Source organism: Dinoroseobacter sp. S76, assembly GCF_049801095.1.
Lineage (GTDB): Bacteria > Pseudomonadota > Alphaproteobacteria > Rhodobacterales > Rhodobacteraceae > Dinoroseobacter.
The window spans coordinates 679,212-696,909 of the sequence record NZ_JBNAGH010000001.1 but is presented as its reverse complement, the minus strand read 5'-3'; the positions used below and the strand labels follow the sequence as shown (position 1 = coordinate 696,909).

Annotated in this window: 18 protein-coding genes; 3 read left to right on the top strand and 15 right to left on the bottom strand. The window is 65.3% G+C overall.

The genetic code is table 11. The features are described 5' to 3' along the window. Position 1: 1 nt before the first annotated feature. From ACP153_RS03415 to trpS, 12 genes are all read right to left on the bottom strand, one after another. Positions 2–637, bottom strand: coding sequence for a LysE family translocator (locus ACP153_RS03415; protein WP_424969565.1), 636 nt, complete (start codon positions 635–637; stop codon positions 2–4). Beyond that, positions 637–1,758: an ABC transporter permease gene (locus ACP153_RS03410; protein ID WP_424969564.1), complete on the bottom strand. Its 1,122-nt coding sequence runs from the start codon at positions 1,756–1,758 to the stop codon at positions 637–639. The genes ACP153_RS03415 and ACP153_RS03410 overlap by 1 nt, the downstream gene beginning before the upstream one ends. Position 1,759: 1 nt before the next feature. Further along, entirely contained in the window at positions 1,760–3,307 is a 1,548-nt protein-coding gene (locus ACP153_RS03405) for an ABC transporter ATP-binding protein (RefSeq protein WP_424969563.1), read from the bottom strand. Between the two features lie 74 nt (positions 3,308–3,381). Further along, a complete protein-coding gene (locus ACP153_RS03400; RefSeq protein WP_424969562.1) occupies positions 3,382–4,371 on the bottom strand; it encodes a BMP family lipoprotein in 990 nt (329 codons plus the stop codon). Positions 4,372–4,551: 180 nt separating this feature from the next. Continuing rightward, a complete protein-coding gene (gene rimI, locus ACP153_RS03395) occupies positions 4,552–4,971 on the bottom strand; it encodes a ribosomal protein S18-alanine N-acetyltransferase (RefSeq protein WP_424969561.1) in 420 nt (139 codons plus the stop codon). Further along, positions 4,971–5,636 (bottom strand): tRNA (adenosine(37)-N6)-threonylcarbamoyltransferase complex dimerization subunit type 1 TsaB, encoded by a 666-nt coding sequence (gene tsaB, locus ACP153_RS03390; RefSeq protein WP_424969560.1) that lies wholly within the window; start codon positions 5,634–5,636, stop codon positions 4,971–4,973. Before tsaB ends, rimI begins: the two co-directional genes overlap by 1 nt. Then, positions 5,626–6,189: a NifU family protein gene (locus ACP153_RS03385; protein ID WP_424969559.1), complete on the bottom strand. Its 564-nt coding sequence runs from the start codon at positions 6,187–6,189 to the stop codon at positions 5,626–5,628. Before ACP153_RS03385 ends, tsaB begins: the two co-directional genes overlap by 11 nt. A gap of 118 nt (positions 6,190–6,307) precedes the next feature. Then, positions 6,308–6,763, bottom strand: a complete 456-nt coding sequence (locus ACP153_RS03380; RefSeq protein WP_424969558.1) for a universal stress protein — start codon at positions 6,761–6,763, stop codon at positions 6,308–6,310. A gap of 80 nt (positions 6,764–6,843) precedes the next feature. Beyond that, positions 6,844–7,704: a branched-chain amino acid aminotransferase gene (locus ACP153_RS03375; RefSeq protein ID WP_424969557.1), complete on the bottom strand. Its 861-nt coding sequence runs from the start codon at positions 7,702–7,704 to the stop codon at positions 6,844–6,846. A gap of 147 nt (positions 7,705–7,851) precedes the next feature. Then, complete coding sequence (locus ACP153_RS03370) at positions 7,852–7,995, bottom strand: hypothetical protein (protein WP_424969556.1); 144 nt, start codon at positions 7,993–7,995, stop codon at positions 7,852–7,854. Positions 7,996–8,106: 111 nt separating this feature from the next. Further along, entirely contained in the window at positions 8,107–8,640 is a 534-nt protein-coding gene (locus ACP153_RS03365) for a VOC family protein (protein WP_424969555.1), read from the bottom strand. A gap of 89 nt (positions 8,641–8,729) precedes the next feature. Then, complete coding sequence (gene trpS / locus ACP153_RS03360; RefSeq protein ID WP_424969554.1) at positions 8,730–9,755, bottom strand: tryptophan--tRNA ligase; 1,026 nt, start codon at positions 9,753–9,755, stop codon at positions 8,730–8,732. 126 nt (positions 9,756–9,881) lie between these two features. On the opposite strand from trpS, the gene ACP153_RS03355 reads away from it, so the two are divergent. Next, a complete protein-coding gene (locus ACP153_RS03355) occupies positions 9,882–10,565 on the top strand; it encodes a rhomboid family intramembrane serine protease (RefSeq protein ID WP_424969553.1) in 684 nt (227 codons plus the stop codon). A 4-nt stretch (positions 10,566–10,569) separates the two neighbouring features. On the opposite strand, the gene murJ is transcribed toward ACP153_RS03355, so the two are convergent. From murJ to ACP153_RS03340, 3 genes are all read right to left on the bottom strand, one after another. Further along, positions 10,570–12,168: a murein biosynthesis integral membrane protein MurJ gene (murJ, locus tag ACP153_RS03350; protein ID WP_424969552.1), complete on the bottom strand. Its 1,599-nt coding sequence runs from the start codon at positions 12,166–12,168 to the stop codon at positions 10,570–10,572. Between the two features lie 37 nt (positions 12,169–12,205). Next, the gene (locus tag ACP153_RS03345) at positions 12,206–14,920 is read right to left on the bottom strand and encodes a [protein-PII] uridylyltransferase (protein WP_424970003.1); all 2,715 of its coding nucleotides are present in this window, start codon (positions 14,918–14,920) and stop codon (positions 12,206–12,208) included. Between the two features lie 127 nt (positions 14,921–15,047). After that, a complete protein-coding gene (locus ACP153_RS03340; RefSeq protein ID WP_424969551.1) occupies positions 15,048–16,229 on the bottom strand; it encodes a penicillin-binding protein activator in 1,182 nt (393 codons plus the stop codon). 116 nt (positions 16,230–16,345) lie between these two features. Between ACP153_RS03340 and rsmI the strand changes: the two genes are divergently transcribed. Together rsmI and ACP153_RS03330 are read left to right on the top strand one after the other, a co-directional pair. Then, positions 16,346–17,197: a 16S rRNA (cytidine(1402)-2'-O)-methyltransferase gene (rsmI, locus tag ACP153_RS03335; protein WP_424969550.1), complete on the top strand. Its 852-nt coding sequence runs from the start codon at positions 16,346–16,348 to the stop codon at positions 17,195–17,197. Between the two features lie 22 nt (positions 17,198–17,219). Beyond that, positions 17,220–17,624, top strand: a complete 405-nt coding sequence (locus ACP153_RS03330; RefSeq protein ID WP_424969549.1) for a YraN family protein — start codon at positions 17,220–17,222, stop codon at positions 17,622–17,624. The last annotated feature ends 74 nt before the right edge of the window (positions 17,625–17,698 follow it).

The window sequence follows — 17,698 nt, the reverse complement described above, 5'->3', positions numbered from 1 at the left end:
CTCAGATCCTCGTGGTCAGAAGTTTGTAGCTGGCAAAGGCGAAGAATGCGCCGAGTGCGCCCTCGACCCAACGCCGCCCCGAGAGGTAGAGGCGCCGCATGGGCGGGGAGGCAAAGACCAGCCCCCAGAGCCCGTGGCCGATAAAGGAGTTCAGGAAGGCTCCTGCAACGAAGACCGTGATCACTGGCCAGGGTGCGGCGGCAAGTCCACCAAGGCTTGCGATGGCAATCCAGAAGAAGATGGCCTTCGGGTTCGTCACCTGCAGCAGGAAACCACGCCGTGCCAGCCGCGTGGCGGACGCCCGTATGCTGGCGGGGCTTGGCGGAGGGGGTGGGCTTACGGCCCGGCGAAAGGCGCCAAAGGCGAGCCAGGCGAGATAGCCCGCGCCGAGCAGTTTCAGGACAAGCATGGCCTCGGCCAGTTGCGCGAAGATCACCGTCAGGCCAAGCACGGTTGAGAGAGAGAGGATGATCGATCCGCTCGCGATACCGGCGCATGTCAGGAGCGCCGCGCGCGCGCCCTGCGCCGTGCCAACCCCCAGCAAGAGAGCCACCGAGGGCCCCGGGGACATCACGCCCACCAGCTGGATCCCCCAGGCCGCGAGCAGCGCGGGCAGGTAGTCCCAGAACACGGCCATCACTCCGCAGGCTCCGATGCGGCTTTGGCGGCCTTGCGCTTGTTCAGCGCCATGAAGACCTTCTCAACCGGCATCCGGACCATGTTGTCGAGCGCCCCGGTGAAGAGGATCACGAGGGCCTGGATCACCACGATCAACTCGCGCGGAATGCTGGTCCAAAGCGCCAGTTCGGCGCCGCCCTGATAGAGGAAGCCAAAGAGGATCGCGGCGAGGAACACACCCACCGGGTGCGACCGCCCCATCAGGGCCACGGCGATGCCGATGAAGCCCGCGCCTTCGACCGCGTTCAGGACCAGCCGTTCCGCCTCCCCCATCACGTTGTTGATCGCCATCATCCCCGCGAGGCCGCCGGAGATCAGCATGGCCGCCATGATGATCTTGGTGGGGCCATAACCGGCATAGACGGCGGCGGTCTCGGAATTGCCATAGGTCCGGATCTCGTAGCCGAGCCGCGTCCGCCAGATCAGCAGCCAGAAGAGGTAACAGGCCAAGAGCGCGATCAGCAGGCTGACATTGGCCGGGGCGGAGCGCGAGAACTCGATCCCCAACGGGGCCAGCAGGTCATGGAGCGTCGGCAGGTGGCTGCCCTCGGGGAATTTGGCCGTGGCCGGATCCATGTTCCCCTCGGGGCGCAGGACATTCACCAAGAGGTAGTTCAGAAGGGCCGCGCCGATGAAGTTGAACATGATCGTGGTGATCACGATATGGCTGCCGCGTTTCGCCTGCAGGTAGGCCGGGATCGCCGCCCAGGCCGCGCCGAAGATCGCCCCGCCGATGATCGCGATGGGCAGCACCAAGAGCCAGTGGGGCAGGGGTAAGTAGAGGCAGACCAACGCCACGCCCAGCCCGCCGAGCATGGCCTGCCCCTCGCCACCGATATTGAACATCCGCGCATGGAAGGCGACGGCCACCGCGAGGCCAGTGAAGATGAAATTCGTTGCGTAATAAAGGGTATAGCCCCAGCCATAGGTCGAGCCGAGCGCGCCCGTGATCATCAGCTTGAGCGCCTCCCAAGGGTTCTCCCCAATGGCGACGATCACAAGGCCCGAGATTACGAAGGCTATCAGAACGCTGAGCAGGGGCACCAGCAGGGCATCGGCCCATTTCGGCATGCGGTCCATGTCAGGCAACCTCCGTCTGGGTCTCGGTGATCCCGGCCATCAGCAAACCGAGCTCTTTTTCGTTCGTGGCATGGGCCGGGCGCTCGCCCATGATCTGACCGTCGAACATCACCGCGACCCTGTCCGAGAGGGCGAGGATCTCCTCCAGCTCCACAGAGACCAGCAGGATGGCCTTGCCCGCATCGCGCAGGGCGATGATCTGCTGGTGGATGAACTCGATCGCGCCGATATCCACGCCGCGGGTTGGCTGACCCACGAGCAGAAGTTCCGGGTTCCGTTCGATCTCGCGGGCGAGCACGATCTTCTGCTGGTTGCCGCCGGAGAAGTTCTTGGCCGAGAGCCAGCAATTGGCGGGCCGCACATCGAACCGGGCAATCTTGCCCTCGGCATCGGTGCGGATCGCCTTGTTATCCATCAGGAAACCGCGGTTGAAGGCGGGGTCCTCGTGATAGCCGAGGGCAACGTTTTCCCAGGCATGGTATTCCATGATCAGGCCCTCGGCCTGCCGATCCTCGGGCACATGGGCGATGCCCCGTTCGCGCCGGGTCTTGCCGTTGGAATGCTTGCCGCTCAGGTCGATCTCGGTCCCGTTCAGGGTCACGCGGCCCGTGGCAGTGATCATCCCGCCCAGTACCTCGAGCAGTTCGGACTGGCCGTTCCCGGCCACCCCGGCAATGCCCAGCACCTCGCCCGCACGCACGTCAAAGGAGATCCCCTTGACCCGCTCGACACCTTGGTCATCCACCACGCGCAGGTTCTCGACCTGCAGGATCGGCGCGCCGGGTTGGGCCGGGGTCTTGTCCACCCGCAAGAGCACTTTGCGCCCGACCATCAGCTCGGCGAGCTCTTCGGGGCTGGTCTCGGCGGTTTTCACGGTGGCGGTCATCTGGCCCCGGCGCATGACCGAGACCGTATCCGTCGTCTCCATGATTTCGCGCAGCTTGTGGGTGATCAGGATGATCGTCTTGCCCTCGGCCTTCAGGCCTTCGAGGATGCGGAACAGGTGGTCGGCCTCGGCCGGGGTCAGCACCCCCGTGGGCTCGTCCAGGATCAGGATATCGGCCTTGCGATAGAGTGCCTTGAGGATCTCGACCCGCTGCTGGTGGCCAACGCTCAGATCCTCGATCAGTGCATCTGGGTCTACGTTCAGCTCATATTCGTCCGACAGCTCCTTGAGGAGCTTGCGCGCCTTGGCCAACGATGGGCGGAGCAGCGCCCCCTCTTCGGCGCCGAGCACGACATTTTCGAGCACCGTGAAATTCTCGACCAGCTTGAAATGCTGGAACACCATGCCGATCCCGGCGCGGATCGCGGCCTGGCTGTCGGGGATCTGGGTCAGGTCGCCCTTGATAAAGATCTCGCCCGCATCGGCCTTGTAGAAGCCGTAGAGGATGCTCATCAGCGTGGATTTGCCCGCGCCATTCTCGCCGATGATGCCGTGGATGGTGCCGGGCATGACCCGGATGGAGATGTCCTTGTTCGCCTGAACCGGCCCGAAGGCTTTGGAAATGCCGCGAAGTTCGATCGCCGGCGCCTGCGTGTCTGCCATATGCCCACCCCGTATTGGTCTGGCGCGCGCGAGTGTCTGGCCCGCGCACGCCGGTCGTGTCGTCTGCGTCTGGCTTACATCACCGGGCAGGAGTTGTCGGACATGTAGTCATGGACGGTGATCTCACCGGCGATGATCTTGGCCTTGGCCGCTTCCACGGCGGCCATCATGTCTTCGGAGACCAGCTCGGCATTGAACTCGTCCACGGCGTAGCCCACGCCCTCTTCGGCGAGGCCCAGCACGCGGAAGCCGGTCTCGAAGCCGGGGCCGTCGGTCATGGCTTCATAGACGGCGTTGTCCACGCGCTTGAGCATCGAGGTCAGAACCTCACCCGGGAAGAGGTAGTTCTGGTTGCTGTCCACACCGATGGAGAGGATGTCCTCGTCGGCTGCGGTCTGCAGCACGCCCACGCCGGTGCCGCCTGCGGCCGCATAGACCACGTCCGCGCCCTGGCTGATCTGGGCCCGGGTCAGCTCGCCGCCCTTCACCGGGTCATTCCAGGCTGCCGGGGTGGTGCCGGTCATGTTCTGGATGACGGTGGCGTCGGGATTGGCCGCCTTGACGCCCTGGGCATAGCCACAGGCAAATTTGCGGATCAGCGGGATATCCATGCCGCCGATAAAGCCCACCGTGCCGGATTCCGACGCCATGCCCGCCATCATACCCACAAGGTAAGAGCCCTCATGCTCGTTGAACACGACCGAGCGCACATTCGGGGCATCCACCACCATGTCGATGATCGCAAAGCTGGTCTCCGGGTAATCCGGGGCCACTTCGCCCAGCACATTGCCGAAGGCAAAGCCGGTCATCACGATGGGGTTGTTGCCGGCTTCGGCAAAGCGGCGCAGGGCCTGCTCGCGCTGGGCTTCGGAGGTCAGCTCGATCTCGCGATAGCTGCCGCCGGTTTCTTCTACCCAGCGCTGCGCACCCGTATAGGCCGCCTCGTTGAAGGATTTGTCGAACTTGCCACCCAGATCGAAAATCAGCGCGGGCTCGGCATGGGCCGCCCCGGCTGACAGCGCCATTGCCCCTGCGGCGCCGAGCAGTTTCTGCATCATGGTCATCTCACGTCTCCCAGTTGGTTTCGGAGTGCGGTTGCCTCTGGATCGGGTCACCCTGCACACCCAAGCAGATCGAATGATCGGGCCAAGTAAGGCGGGGCCTCCGGGTAACGTCAACAGGATTCCGGGCCAAAGCGCGCGATTTGCGGGCGAATGCCTGAGGCTTGGGCGGGTGACATAACGTCAGTGCTGCGCAAGGTTGCGCCGCAGGATGAGCGCGTCGCTCCGGCTGCCGTCCGGGTGACGGTAATAGCGCCGTCGCCGACCGGCCTGCGTGTAGCCGCAGCTCTCGTAAAGGGCGCGGGCGGGGGTGTTTTCAGCGGCGACTTCGAGAAAGACTTCCTCGGCCTCGCGGGCGTGGGCCTCGGCGTGGAAGGCGGTCATCAGGGACCGGGCAAGCCCTTGGCGGCGTTGGGTTGGATCCACGGCGAGGGTGAGAAGCTCCACCTCCGGACCGAGGACCTGGCCAATGGCGAAGCCGCCGGGCAAGGCCACCTGAAAGCAATCGGCACGGGCTAGGAGGTCGGCGAATTCATGGGCTGACCAGGGCCGGGGCGTGATGAAGCTGGCCGCGTGGATTTCGGCCATCGTGACCGGTTCCATCACGGAGTGAGCAGGGCCGGGGCGGGCTTGGCCGGGGCGGCATCCGCTGGCCGCAAGTAGAGCGGCGCGGGCGGCGGCAGGTCCGGGCGCGCGCGCTGGGCAGCGATGCGAGCAATGGCCTCGGGCAGGGGATGGCGGGGCGGGGCGACTGTGCCGCCGCAGCGCGCCGCAAGATCCTCGGCAAAGTCGCCCAAGCAAAGGGGGGCGGGGCCGGTGTCCGGCAAGGCCGCGATGTCAACGGGCGCCATGATCGGAGGCGCCAGAGGCGCGCCCTCCGCGCCGAAGCCTTGCAGATAGGCATTGCCGCGCCGTGCATCGAGGCTGGCGAGCGCTGGACCTTCTGCCTCGAAGGCCAACGCCTCTAGCTCTGAAACCCCAACCACCGGCACGCCGAGGCCCAGCCCCAGCCCGCGGGCGGCGGCCACGGAAATCCGGATGCCTGTGAAATTGCCGGGGCCGATCCCGACCCCGAGCGCCGTCAGATCCGCCCAAGCGGCTCCGCCCTCGGCCAGAACCTCCTCCAGCAGGGGCATCAGGCGTTCGGCCTGTCCCTTGGCCATGGTCTCGGTGCGGGAGATGCGGATCTCCCCATCCCAAAACAAAGCAGCCGCGCAATGCGCGGCCGCGGTATCGAAGGCGAGAACGGGTCCTCGGTCAGGCTGCAACGGGCCGGACTTCCAGAACCTCGGGGATATAATGGCGCAGCAGGTTCTCGATCCCCATTTTCAGCGTGAGGGTCGAGGAGGGGCAGCCGGCGCAGGCGCCCTGCATGTGCAGATAGACGATGCCGCGGTCAAAGCCGTGGAAGGTGATGTCGCCGCCATCCTGCGCCACGGCGGGGCGGACGCGGGTGTCGAGCAACTCCTTGATCTGGCCGACAATCGCGGAATCGGGTCCATCATGGCTGGCGTGACCGGCAGGCGCGCTGGCCTCTCCGGTCATGACCGCGTCGCCGGATTGGTAGTGTTCCATCACGGCGCCGAGGACGGCTGGCTTGATATGGTCCCATTCCACCGCTTCGCCTTTGGTGACGGTGACGAAGTCGGTTCCGAAGAACACGGCGGTCACGCCATCCACGGCAAAGATGCGCCCGGCAAGGGGCGATGCGCTGGCCGCTTCCACGCTGGGGAAGTCGGCCGTGCCGGTCTCCAGAACGGTCTGGCCGGGCAGGAATTTCAGGGTCGCCGGGTTCGGCGTGGATTCAGTCTGAATAAACATGGACAGCCTCCGTTCGGGTTGCACCTTATATGCGCCGTCTGGCGGGCAGGGTCAAGAAGTTGGAACGATTCTAAATCATCCGCAGCGCGAAAAGTGACACCGCTCGGCGGAAACTGCCCTAGCAGACCGCCTCGAGCTGATCCTTGCTCAACTCGCCCGGCACGATGGTCAGCGGCACGGGCAGGGTCCCCGAGGATTTCACAAGGGCCGAGACCAGCGGCCCGGGCCCTTTGCGCCCCGTGCCTGCACCCAGCACGAGCACCCCGATCTCGCGATCAGTGGTGATCTGACCGAGGATCTCGTCCACGGGCTCGCCCTCGCGGATCACAAGCTCTGGGTCGATGGATTGCTTGTCGCGCATCCATTTCGCAAAAACCTCGAAATGCGCCACGATCCGCTCGCGGCTCTCTTCGCGCATGACCTCGCCCACGCCGATCCAGTGGTTGAACTCATCGGGGGGAATCACCGAGAGGATTTGCACACCGCCGCCCGTGCTCGCAGCACGCATGGCCGCAAAGCGCATGGCATTCAAACATTCACGGCTGTCATCGAGAACGACGAGAAACTTGCGCATTGGGGGCCTCCAGTCCGAACGCCATCATGGCGAATGCCGCATGGGTTGGCAACGAATATGCCATGCGACCCCTGCGCACCTCAGGCCGAGTGGGCCCAGTCCCAATAGAGTTCGCGGGCCCGGCGCGTGATCGGGCCGACCTGATACTGGCGATCATCAAAGGCGGTGACCGGGGTGATTTTCATCATGTTTCCGGTAAGAAACACCTCATCCGCGGCCTCGACATCCTCGAAGCTCAGCACGCTCTCGATTACCTCGACCCCATCGGCGCGCAGGTTGGCCATATGCCGGGCCCGGGTGATCCCGGCGAGGAAGGTGCCGTTGGGGATCGGTGTCATCACCGTGCCGTCGCGCACGATAAAGACATTCGAGGTCGCGCTCTCGGCCACATTGCCCATGGCATCGGCCACCAGCGCATTGCCGAAGCCTTTGCGGCTCGCCTCCACCAGCATCCGCGCATTGTTGGGATAGAGGCAGCCGGCCTTGGCATTGGTCAGGTTGTCCTCCAGCACCGGGCGGCGGAACCGCGTGCGGGTCAGGGTCGTGGCCGCCTCGGGCGGGGCCATGGGGATCTCTTCGAGGCAGATGGCAAAGCCGGTCGCGCCTTCCTTCGGGGCGACGGCGAGCGTTCCGCCATCGAGCGCCCAATACATCGGGCGGATATAGACGGCCGCGTCCTTGGGATAGAGCGCCAACCCCTCATGGGTGAGCGCAACCATCTCTTCGGTGGTGACCGTGGGCGTGATCATCAGCGCCTCGGCCGAGGCATTCACCCGGGCGCAATGGGCGGCGAGATCGGGCACGAGCCCGTTCACATAGCGCGCGCCGTCAAACACCGTGCTGCCGAGCCAGGATCCGTGATCCGCCGCGCGCATGATCGGGACATCGCCCTTATGCCAGCGGCCCTCGAAATAGGTGTGGATATTGGTGCCCGTCGCCATGTCACGTCCTCCTCAGGCGCACGCTAGGGGCGTCCGGGGGTAAGGTCCATCGGTTTTCGGGAAAGGGTGGGACGGGGCGTCGGGACGGTCGTCCGGGGTATGGGGCGAGGCGGACAGAGCCGCCTCGCGAAAACTCTTATGCGGGTCTCAGCCTGCGGCGAAACCCAGCTGGTAATTCATCGTGCCCGGGCCAGCCGGGGTTTTGACGACCTCATCCGGGGATGCGGATTTTTCATTCGGGGTCGTCGGTACAGACCGCACGGATTGCGGTTTTGCGTTCAGATACGCCATGGTTGCCTCCACGATTTTTGTCGGAGCGTGTTAGTTAGAGGATACAAACGCGTTTGCCAACCCCTCTGCGCATATCGGATATGCGCAAATCGCAACAGTTTTGTGAAGTTGCTAGGATTGTTCAGGGTGCGCCTCGGCCAAAAGCGCTGCCAAATCAAGGCGCTGGCTTGTCATCTTCAAAGACCCATCCGATCGGCGGGGCCAATCGGCCCGAGGACGGTCCCGGTAGAGCTCTACCCCATTGCCGTCCGGGTCGCGCAGATAGACCGCCTCGCTCACCCCGTGATCCGAGGCGCCGTCGAGTCGGTAGCCCGCATCGAGCACCCGTTTGACTACGGCACCCAGATCCGCGCGGTCCTTGTAGAGGAAGGCCGCGTGAAAGAGCCCGGTATGGCCCGGCGGGGGCGGGCTGGCATCCTTGCTCTCCCACGTGTTCAGCGCGAGGTGGTGGTGGTAGCCGTCAGTCGCGAGAAAGGCCGCATCCGCGCCCATACGCTCCATCACCTCAAAGCCCAGAAGGTCCCGGTAAAACCCAAGCGCGCGGTCGAGATTGGCCACCTTGAGGTGAACATGGCCCAAGGTCGGGACGGGAACCGGGGCGGGCGTGGCACGGGTAGGGGCGGTATCGAGATCGGTAGCAGACATGAAGATCTCCTTTCATCGGAGAACCTATGCCTCTGCACAGGATCACAAAAGGCGCGCCGGAGCACGCCTTTTGTGCGCATTTGCTTAGGTCAGCTGCGGACCATGCCCACGATATCGTAGGTCTTCTCAAGGATCGGCGTCGCGATCTCCCGCGCCTGGGCCGCACCCTGACCCAGCAGGCGGTCGATCTCGGCCGGATCATTCATCAGCCGCGCCATCTCGGTCGAGATCGGGGCGAGCTTGTCCACCGCCAGATCCACCAGCGCGGGCTTGAAGGCCCCGAATTGCGCCCCCGCATGCTCGGCGATCACCGCCTCGACGCTCTGATCCGCAAGGGCGGCGTAGATATTCACGAGGTTGCGCGCCTCGGGACGCTCGGCCAGTCCGTCGAGGGTCTCGGGCAGGGGCTCGGGATCGGTCTTGGCCTTGCGGATCTTCTTGGCGATCGTGTCCGCGTCATCGGTCATGTTGATCCGGCTCATATCCGACGGGTCGGATTTCGACATCTTCTTGGAGCCGTCGCGCAGGGACATCACCCGGGTCGCGGCCCCTTCGATCACCGGCTCGGTCATCGGGAAGAAGTCGACGCCAAAGTCATGGTTGAACTTCGCGGCAATGTCCCGGGTCAGCTCGATATGCTGCTTCTGGTCCTCGCCCACGGGCACATGGGTGGCATGATAGATCAGGATGTCCGCCGCCATCAGCGCCGGATAGCCAAAAAGACCCAGGGAGGCGTTCTCGGCATTCTTGCCCGCCTTGTCCTTGAACTGGGTCATCCGCTTCATCCAGCCCATGCGCGCCACGCAGTTGAAGATCCAGCCGAGCTGGGCGTGCTCGGGCACCTGGCTCTGGTTGAAGAGCATGGATTTGGACGGATCGATCCCGGCGGCGAGATAGCCCGCGGCAAGCTCCCGCGTGTTCCGGGTCAGGTCCGCCGGGTCCTGCCACACGGTGATCGCGTGCAGATCCACCATGCAATAGAGGGTCTGGATCCCGCTCTCCTGCATGTCCACGAAGCGTTTGATCGCGCCGAGATAGTTGCCCAGGGTCAGCCCGCCCGAGGGCTGGATGCCGGAGAAGACCCGCGGGGTGAAGCTGGTTTCGGTCTCGGTCATGGCGGGGCCTTTCGATCTGGCGGCGTGGCACGGAAAGGGGCGGGCTGGACGCGCCCCGTTGCGTCGCTTACCCATGGCCCCAGCACTCGTCAACCAGCCGCCGTGACGCAAAGGCCCGCAAGCAAGATGACACCCACCCCGGAATCGCCCTTCAATCCCTTGCCGCCTCTGGTCGTGGCCCTTGCGGTCGTGGTGATCGGGATCGAGGCGCTCTTCAGTCTCGGGATGCGGGGGATCATCGGCGGGCCCGAGGCGGTGGGCTGGCGTCTGGCGGCGATCCGGGATTTCGGCTTCGTGGATCAGGTCTTCGACTGGATGCTGGCCAATGGGCGCTTCCCACCGGATCAGCTGGCGCGGTTCCTGACCTATCCGCTGATCCATGCGAGCTTCACCCATGCGGTCTTTGTCGCGATCTTCGTGCTGGCCATGGGCAAGATGGTCTCCGAGGTGTTCGGCGGGCTCGCCTTCCTGACGATCTTCTGGGCGTCGGCCATTGCCGGGGCGCTGGTCTATGGTCTTTTGCTGGATGCAGAGCTGCCGCTGATCGGTGGCTATCCCGGGGTCTACGGTTTGATCGGGGCCTATACCTTCCTGCTCTGGGTGTCGCTTATCGCGACGGGCGGCCAGCAATACCGGGCCTTCTCGCTGATCGGGATGCTCCTTGGGATCCAGCTCCTCTTTGCGATCTTCTTCGAAGTGGGCATGGATTGGGTCGCGGATCTGAGCGGGTTTGTGGCTGGCTTCGGGCTCAGCTTCCTGCTGGTGCCGGGCGGCTGGAACCGCGTGCTGGCCAAATTGCGCAAGCGCTGAGGGGTCAGCCCCGCTTCCGGCGCAGGGCGCCCTTGATCTCGGCGATGCGGAAGGCGCCAATCAGGTGGCCGATCACGCCGTAGCTCGCGATGCCGAACCCCACCAGCAGGGCCAGCGCCCCGTAGCGCAGGGTCGGCGTGCGCAGGGCCTCGGTCAGCAGCATCTCCGCCCCCCAGAGCAGCGCGCCCATGGCCAGCGACGCGGCAACGATCCGCCAGAGCCGCTGGGCAAAGCGCGCATCGATCGCGGCCGCCTCGCCCAGGCTGCGGGTCCCGCGCCAGAGGAGCCAGACCATGGTCCAGCCCGCCAGCGTCGCGCCGAGCGCGGCTGCGATATAGCCGATGACCGGCGCGAGGCAGATCGCCACAACCGCATTCACCACCATGGCCCAGAGGGCAAAGCGCAGGGGCGTGCGCGTGTCCTCGCGCGCGAAATAGAGCGGTTGGAACACCTTTTGCAGCACGAAGGCCGGCAGACCGATGCCATAAACCGCAACGGCGAGGGCGGTGGCGGCGGTGTCCTCGGCGGTGAAGCGCCCGCGCTCGAACAGGACCGAGATCAGCGCCTCGGGGATCGCGATCAGCGCCACGGCGGCAGGGACCGTCAGCGTCAGGCAGATCTCGCCCGCCCGGTTGAACGCGTCGCGCCCCCCGGCGGTGTCCCCGGCCTGTAGGCGGCGGGACAGATCCGGCAGGAGCACCACACCGATGGCGATGCCCACCACGCCGAGCGGCAGCTGGTAGAGCCGATCCGCATAAGTCAGCCAGGCAATAGCCCCGTCGAAGAAGCTCGCCACCTGCCGTCCGACCAGCAGGTTGACCTGAACCACGCCCCCGGCCAGCGCAGCCGGTGCGGCGATGATGGCGAGGCGCTTGAGCTCGGGCGTCATACGCGGACGGCGCGGGCGCAGGTCAAACCCAGCCTGTGCCGCGGCCCTCCACAGAAGCCAGAGCTGTGCGATCCCGGCGATCACCACGCCGATGGCCAGCATGGTCCCGTGATGCAGCCCGGCGATCGGCGTGCTGCCCGGGGCGGGCAGGGTCAGCGTCTCGGCCAGCACACCGGTCTGGGCGATCAGAAGCACTGCGATCAGTACCACGTTCAGAAGGATCGGTGCTGCTGCCGCTGCCGCGAAACGCCCCGTCGCGTTGAGAACCCCGGACAGGAGCGCCGCGAGCGAGATAAACAGGATATAGACAAAGACGATCCGCCCGAACCCGACCGCGAGGTCCAGCCGCGCATCCCCGGCAAAGCCCGAGGCCATGGCCAGCACCAGCCAGGGCATCGCCGCCAGCGCCAGCAGCGTGAAGGCGATCAGGACGAGCGCCAGCCCTGAAAGCGCATCCCGGGCAAAGCCGTCCGCATCCTCCCCCGCTTCGAGCTTCTTCGAGAACATCGGCACGAAGGCCATGTTGAATGCGCCCTCGGCAAAGAACCGGCGAAACATATTGGGGAGCGAAAAGGCCACAAAGAACGCATCCGCCACCGGCCCGGCCCCAAGCAGGCTCGCCAGAAGGATGTCGCGCACGAAGCCCAGCACCCGGCTCGCCATGGTCCAGAGGCCCACGGTCATGAACCCGGCCATCAGGCGGATCGGTTTCATCGCCGCGCCCTCGGGCGGTGCGGGGCAGGCTCACCGGTCATGACTGTGCGCGCTCGGCCCCGTTCTCGATCGCGGCGCGCAGGCGCTTTTCGATCGTGGCGAGTTTCGACGCGCCATGCAGTTTCAGCCCGAACATGTCCTTGACGTAGAAGGTGTCGACCACCTGCGCGCCATAGGTCGCGATCTGCGCAGAGGCGACGTAGATATTCGCCTCCGCGAGGGTCCGGGCCAGATCAAAGAGCAGGCCGGGCCGGTCGCGGGTATCCACCTCGATGAGCGTGTAGATTTCCGAGCCTTCATTGTCGAAGCTGATCGAAGTCGGGAAGCGGAACTGGCTCTCGCGTTTCTTGACCTTGTCGCGGCTGACCATGGCCTCGCGGGTGACGACCTCGCCGCTCAGCGTCTTGTCGATCATCTTGCGCAGGCGGGGCAGGCGGGATTCCTCGTAGGGTTTGCCCTCGGCATCCTGCACCCAGAAGCACGCGGTCACGTAGCCGTCCTTGGTGGTATAGGTCCGCGCATCGACCACATTCGCGCCGACCAGGGCCAGCGCCCCCGCGAGCCGGGCAAAGATGCCCGGATGGTCGGACATGGCAAAGGCAATCCGCGTGACATCCCGGTCCACATCGAGGGTCAGATCGAGGCGCACCTCGTCATCCTCGATCCCCCGGAGCAGATTGGCGACCGCGACATGGGCATCCGCCGGCAGACCCTGCCAATAGGGCCCGTAATGGCGCCCAGTCTCCGCGCGCAGCTCCTTGCGGGGCCATTCGCTGAGAGCGGCACGCAGGGCGCGCTTGGCCTCGGTCTCCAGGGTTTCGCGGTTGAGATCCTCGAGCCCGTTCTCCAGCGCTTCGGAGGTCTGACGGTAAAGCGCCCGGATCAGCTGGGCCTTCCAGTTGTTCCATGTCTCGGGCCCCACGCCGCGGATATCGCAGACCGTCAGAACCGTGAGCAGATCGAGCCGCTCCTTGCTCCGCACAGCCTTGGCAAAGTCGCGGATCGTGCGCGGGTCCGAGATATCGCGCTTCTGGGCCATGTCGGACATCAGCAGGTGATAGCGCACCAGCCATTCGACCGTTTCGCAATCCTTGGCGTTAAAGCCCATATGGGGGGCGACGCGACGGGCGATCTGTGCGCCCACGACCGAGTGATCCTCGGGGCGCCCCTTGCCGATATCGTGGAGGAGCATCGCCGTATAGAGCACCTTGCGATCCACGCCGCCCTTCAGGATCCGGCTCGCCACCGGCAGGCTCTCGACCAGCTCACCACGCTCGATCTGGGCGAGGTTCGAGATGCATTGGATGATGTGCTCGTCCACCGTGTATTGGTGGTAGACGTTGAATTGCATCATCGCGACGATCTTCTGGAACTCGGGGATGAGCGTACCCAGAACGCCGAGCTCGTTCATCCGCCGCAAGGCCCGCTCGGGGTTGCCGTGCTTCAAGAGCGTGTCAAAGAAGATCCGGTTGGCTTCCTTGTTCGAGCGCACGGTTTTGTCCAGCAGGGACAGGTTGGCCTTGATGATCCGCATGGCATCCGGGTGGAGCAGATAGCCCGTGCGCAAGGCCTCCTCGAAGATCCGCAGGATGTTCACCGGATCGGTGAAGAAGCTGTCCGGATCCGCGATGGCCAGACGGTTCTGGCGGATCTCGTAAGTGTCCTTCACCTTCTTCTTGCGCTTGCGTTTCAAAAGCCCGATCAGGCGCGGCTCCCGCTTGGCGTGGCTCGCCTCCAACGCGGTCAGGAAGATCCGGGTCAGGTCGCCCACGCTCGTGGCATGGCGGAAATAGAGCTGCATGAAATGCTCCACCCCCCGTCGCCCGTCGCGATCCTTGAAGCCCATGCGGTCCGAGACCTCGACCTGCAGATCAAAGGTCAGCTGGTCCGTCGCCCGACCCGAGACGATATGGAGATGACAGCGCACCGCCCAGAGGAAGGTCTCTGCCGTGTCAAAGAGGATATGCTCGTCATGGGCAAAAACCCCGATCTCCTCCAGCTCGTCGACCGTCTCCACCCCGTGGACATATTTTGCGATCCAATAGAGCGATTGCAGGTCGCGGAGCCCGCCTTTGCCCTCTTTGACATTGGGTTCGAGCATGAAGCGCTGGCCGCCCTGACGCAGGTGGCGTTGCTCGCGTTCCTCGAGCTTGGCTTCGATATAGTCCTGAGATGTGCCCTGAAAGAGCTCGGTTTTCAGACGTGTGCGCAGCTCGTCCGCAAGGGCCGCATCGCCGGTGAGAAACCGGTTCTCCAAGAGGGCGGTGCGGATCGTGTAATCCTCGCGCCCCAGCCGCAGGCAGTCCTTGATCGTGCGCGAAGCATGGCCGACCTTCAGCTTCAGATCCCAGAGGATATAGAGCGTGGTCTCGATCACGCTCTCGGCCCAGGGGGTGATCTTGTAGGGCGTCAGAAACAGCAGATCCACATCGGAATGGAGCGCCATTTCCCCGCGCCCATAGCCGCCCACGGCCAGCACCGAGAGCCGCTCGCCCCCTGTGGGCGTGTGCAGCGGATGCAGATGTTGCCGGGCGACATAGATCGCCGAGGTGACCAGCCCGTCGGTCAGATAGGCATAGGCGCGCACGGTCTCGCGCGCGGCAAAGGGGGCTGCGTCGAACGCATCGCGGATCGCGCGAAGCCCGTTGGCGCGCGCCTCCTTGAGCAGTTTGACCACCGCGGACCGGGTCGCGCCCGCATCCGTGCCCGCCTCGACGCAGGCCGCGTCGAGCTTGGCCTGCATCCCGGCCATGTCATAGATCGACGCGGGCGGGGCCACGAGGGACAGATCCGCCAATGCGGATCCCAGAATGGGGCTGGGCGGGGGCGTGGTCGGCGCGGTGGGCGCGCCCACATCCGTTGTTTCGGTGCGCACCGGTCTAGGAGCCTCCGACCCCGAAGCTGCGTTGGGCAGGCGAGACGATGGTCACCGCCTGATTGGTGATCCGGGCCACGGCCAGCGCGCGCTCATTCGTGCCATCCGCGCGCAGGCGGAAGGCCCCGGTGACGCCCGCAAAGCCCGAGCCTTGGGTCAGGGCAGCGGCGGTCAGGGCGCGGCTCTGCTGGGTGGTGACCAGCGCGCCGATCGCGGCGATCCCGTCATAGGCCAGCCCGGCAATCGGGTGGGGCGGGGCGCCATAGGTGCTCTGATACCGGTCCGCGAATTGCGCGCTCAGCGCCGGGTCGGGCAGGGCAAAGATCCCGCCCTGCAACCCGGGCAGCGCAAGGCTCGAGGCCGGAATGTCCCAGCGGGTGAGCCCGACAAACTGGGTGACTGTCGGGTCGATCCCGTTCTCCGGCAGAAGCTGCGACAGCAGCGGGATGCTGCCCGAGGTGTCGTCGGCCATCACGAGGGACGTGGCCCCACTGGACCGGACCGCATCGGCGATCTGCGGCACCGCGTTTACCACGCCGGTTTGCGAGGCTTCATAGCCGATGCTGCCCGCTGCCGTGGCCCCGGTCTCGGCCACTGCCTGCAGGATCGCGTCGCGCCCGACCGCGCCGACCGTGGTCTGGGGATAGGCGACGAACACATTGCCCGAGCCCTGCTGGGACGCATAGGAGACCACGCGCCGGGCCGTGTTCTGGAAGGTGTTGCCGAGGACAAAGACATTGCCCCCCGCGATGTCAGTGTTGTTCGAAAAGCTCAGGACATTGACGTTCGAGCGCGCCACGGCGACGCCCGCCGCATTGGCCGCAGCCGAGAACACCGGCCCGAGGATGATCTTGGCACCATCGCCTACAGCTTCCTGCGCGACCACGGCGGCCTGTTCGGCATTGCCCGCGGTGGCATAGACCTTGAGGTCGATGGTCACCCCGTTCAGGTCCGCCATGGCGAGGCGTGCGGCGTTTTCCAGCGATCGCGCGAGCCCGGTCTGGTTTGCGATTTCCGTGCCATAGGGCAGCAAGAGCGCCACGGGCACTGGGCGCGAGGCGTTGATCGAGGGGCCACCGCCGGCAATATCCGAGGGCACCGTGCAGGCCGCGAGGGCAAGCGACGCCGTCAGGCTCAGGGCGGCGGCGCGCAGAGCCTTGCGCGTCTTGAGGAAAACAGGGAACATGCGGGTCTCCGCGCATCGGGGTCAGGAACAGGGGTGGTCGTCACTGGCCGAACCTAAAGGGCGTGCAGCGCTATGTAAACGGGCGTCGCCCGGCTTGCCAAACGAGGAATGAAGCCATGTCAGACCCGCGCGCGGGCCAACTTGTTCTGGTCACGACGCCGATCGGGAATGCCCGGGACATCACCTTGCGCGGGTTGGATCTGCTGCGTGAGGCAGATGTGCTGGTGGCCGAGGATACGCGCAGCCTGCGGCGCTTGATGGACATCCATGGCGTGCCCGTGGGCGGGCGGCCGCTGCTGGCCTATCACGATCATTCGGGCGCCAAGATGCGGGACAAGGTCCTGTCCCATCTCGCTTTGGGGGCACTCGTGGTTTACGCCTCCGAAGCAGGCACGCCGCTGATCGCGGATCCGGGCTATGACCTGGTGCAGGTCGCGCGGGCTGCGGGGCACGGGGTCACCTCGGCGCCCGGACCCTCTGCCGCGGTGACGGCCCTGTCGATTGCCGGGTTGCCCACGGACCGGTTCTTCTTTGAAGGGTTCATGCCTTCGGCCAAAGGCGCGCGGCGCAAGGTGTTGCAATCTCTGGTCGCTGTCCCGGGGACCCTGATCTTCTATGAAAGCCCGAAACGGCTGGAGAAAAGCCTCGGTGATATGGCCGAGATCCTGGGGGAGGATCGGGCCGCCGTGGTCGCCCGCGAACTCACCAAGCGGTTCGAGGAAATCCGGGCTGGCACTCTGGCGGAGCTCTGCCGCCTGGTCGCCGAAACCCCGCCCAAAGGCGAGATCGTGATCCTCGTCGGCCCCGCCCCCGCGCGTAACATCTCGCCAGAAGAGATCACGCGGATGCTGACCGCCGCACTGGCAAGCCAAAGTGCCAAAGACGCCGTGGCCGAAGTCACCGCCGCCACGGGGGCGCCAAGGCGGCAGGTCTACAAGCAAGCCCTCGCGATCTTAGGCAAGTCTTAAGTCGCTCATGAAAGAACAGGGCATGGAAACGACTCTGCCTCAGTTTACCTCGGGCCCGGCCCATGCTGCGCTGCGCGATCGTGGACAGCGCGCCCATCTTTCAGGGCTCTCTGCCGAGGAGCGGATTGAACGCGCCTATCTCGACCGTGGCTGTGTCTTGCTGGCCCGCCGATGGCGTGGCGGGGAGGGCGAGATTGATCTGATCTTCCGGCGTGGGGACCTGCTGGTCTTTGTCGAGGTGAAATCCAGCAGCAGCTTTGCCCGGGCCATTGAAAGCCTCCATTGGTCGCAGGTCGCACGTATTCAATCTGCAGCAGAAGCCTTTGTCGGCGTGCATCCCGAACTGGCCCTGTTGGACATGCGCGTGGATCTGGCCGCGCTCGATGGCATGGGACGCTTTCGTGTGATTCCGAACATCACCATGTGAATTCCGGCAGGCTGCCAGCCATTGCGCTGGCCTGCGCGCTGCGGCAAGACGGGCGCATGCTGCCAGAAGGAGCC

What these genes read in the sequence shown, in the direction of transcription:
- ACP153_RS03415 (WP_424969565.1), bottom strand. Translation starts at nt 637, where the DNA reads ATGGCCGTGTTCTGGGACTACCTGCCCGCGCTGCTCGCGGCCTGGGGG.
- ACP153_RS03410 (WP_424969564.1), bottom strand. Translation starts at nt 1,758, where the DNA reads ATGGACCGCATGCCGAAATGGGCCGATGCCCTGCTGGTGCCCCTGCTC.
- ACP153_RS03405 (WP_424969563.1), bottom strand. Translation starts at nt 3,307, where the DNA reads ATGGCAGACACGCAGGCGCCGGCGATCGAACTTCGCGGCATTTCCAAA.
- ACP153_RS03400 (WP_424969562.1), bottom strand. Translation starts at nt 4,371, where the DNA reads ATGACCATGATGCAGAAACTGCTCGGCGCCGCAGGGGCAATGGCGCTG.
- rimI (WP_424969561.1), bottom strand. Translation starts at nt 4,971, where the DNA reads ATGGAACCGGTCACGATGGCCGAAATCCACGCGGCCAGCTTCATCACG.
- ACP153_RS03385 (WP_424969559.1), bottom strand. Translation starts at nt 6,189, where the DNA reads ATGTTTATTCAGACTGAATCCACGCCGAACCCGGCGACCCTGAAATTC.
- ACP153_RS03380 (WP_424969558.1), bottom strand. Translation starts at nt 6,763, where the DNA reads ATGCGCAAGTTTCTCGTCGTTCTCGATGACAGCCGTGAATGTTTGAAT.
- ACP153_RS03375 (WP_424969557.1), bottom strand. Translation starts at nt 7,704, where the DNA reads ATGGCGACGGGCACCAATATCCACACCTATTTCGAGGGCCGCTGGCAT.
- ACP153_RS03370 (WP_424969556.1), bottom strand. Translation starts at nt 7,995, where the DNA reads ATGGCGTATCTGAACGCAAAACCGCAATCCGTGCGGTCTGTACCGACG.
- ACP153_RS03365 (WP_424969555.1), bottom strand. Translation starts at nt 8,640, where the DNA reads ATGTCTGCTACCGATCTCGATACCGCCCCTACCCGTGCCACGCCCGCC.
- trpS (WP_424969554.1), bottom strand. Translation starts at nt 9,755, where the DNA reads ATGACCGAGACCGAAACCAGCTTCACCCCGCGGGTCTTCTCCGGCATC.
- ACP153_RS03355 (WP_424969553.1), top strand. Translation starts at nt 9,882, where the DNA reads ATGACACCCACCCCGGAATCGCCCTTCAATCCCTTGCCGCCTCTGGTC.
- murJ (WP_424969552.1), bottom strand. Translation starts at nt 12,168, where the DNA reads ATGAAACCGATCCGCCTGATGGCCGGGTTCATGACCGTGGGCCTCTGG.
- ACP153_RS03345 (WP_424970003.1), bottom strand. Translation starts at nt 14,920, where the DNA reads ATGGCCGGGATGCAGGCCAAGCTCGACGCGGCCTGCGTCGAGGCGGGC.
- ACP153_RS03340 (WP_424969551.1), bottom strand. Translation starts at nt 16,229, where the DNA reads ATGTTCCCTGTTTTCCTCAAGACGCGCAAGGCTCTGCGCGCCGCCGCC.
- rsmI (WP_424969550.1), top strand. Translation starts at nt 16,346, where the DNA reads ATGTCAGACCCGCGCGCGGGCCAACTTGTTCTGGTCACGACGCCGATC.
- ACP153_RS03330 (WP_424969549.1), top strand. Translation starts at nt 17,220, where the DNA reads ATGGAAACGACTCTGCCTCAGTTTACCTCGGGCCCGGCCCATGCTGCG.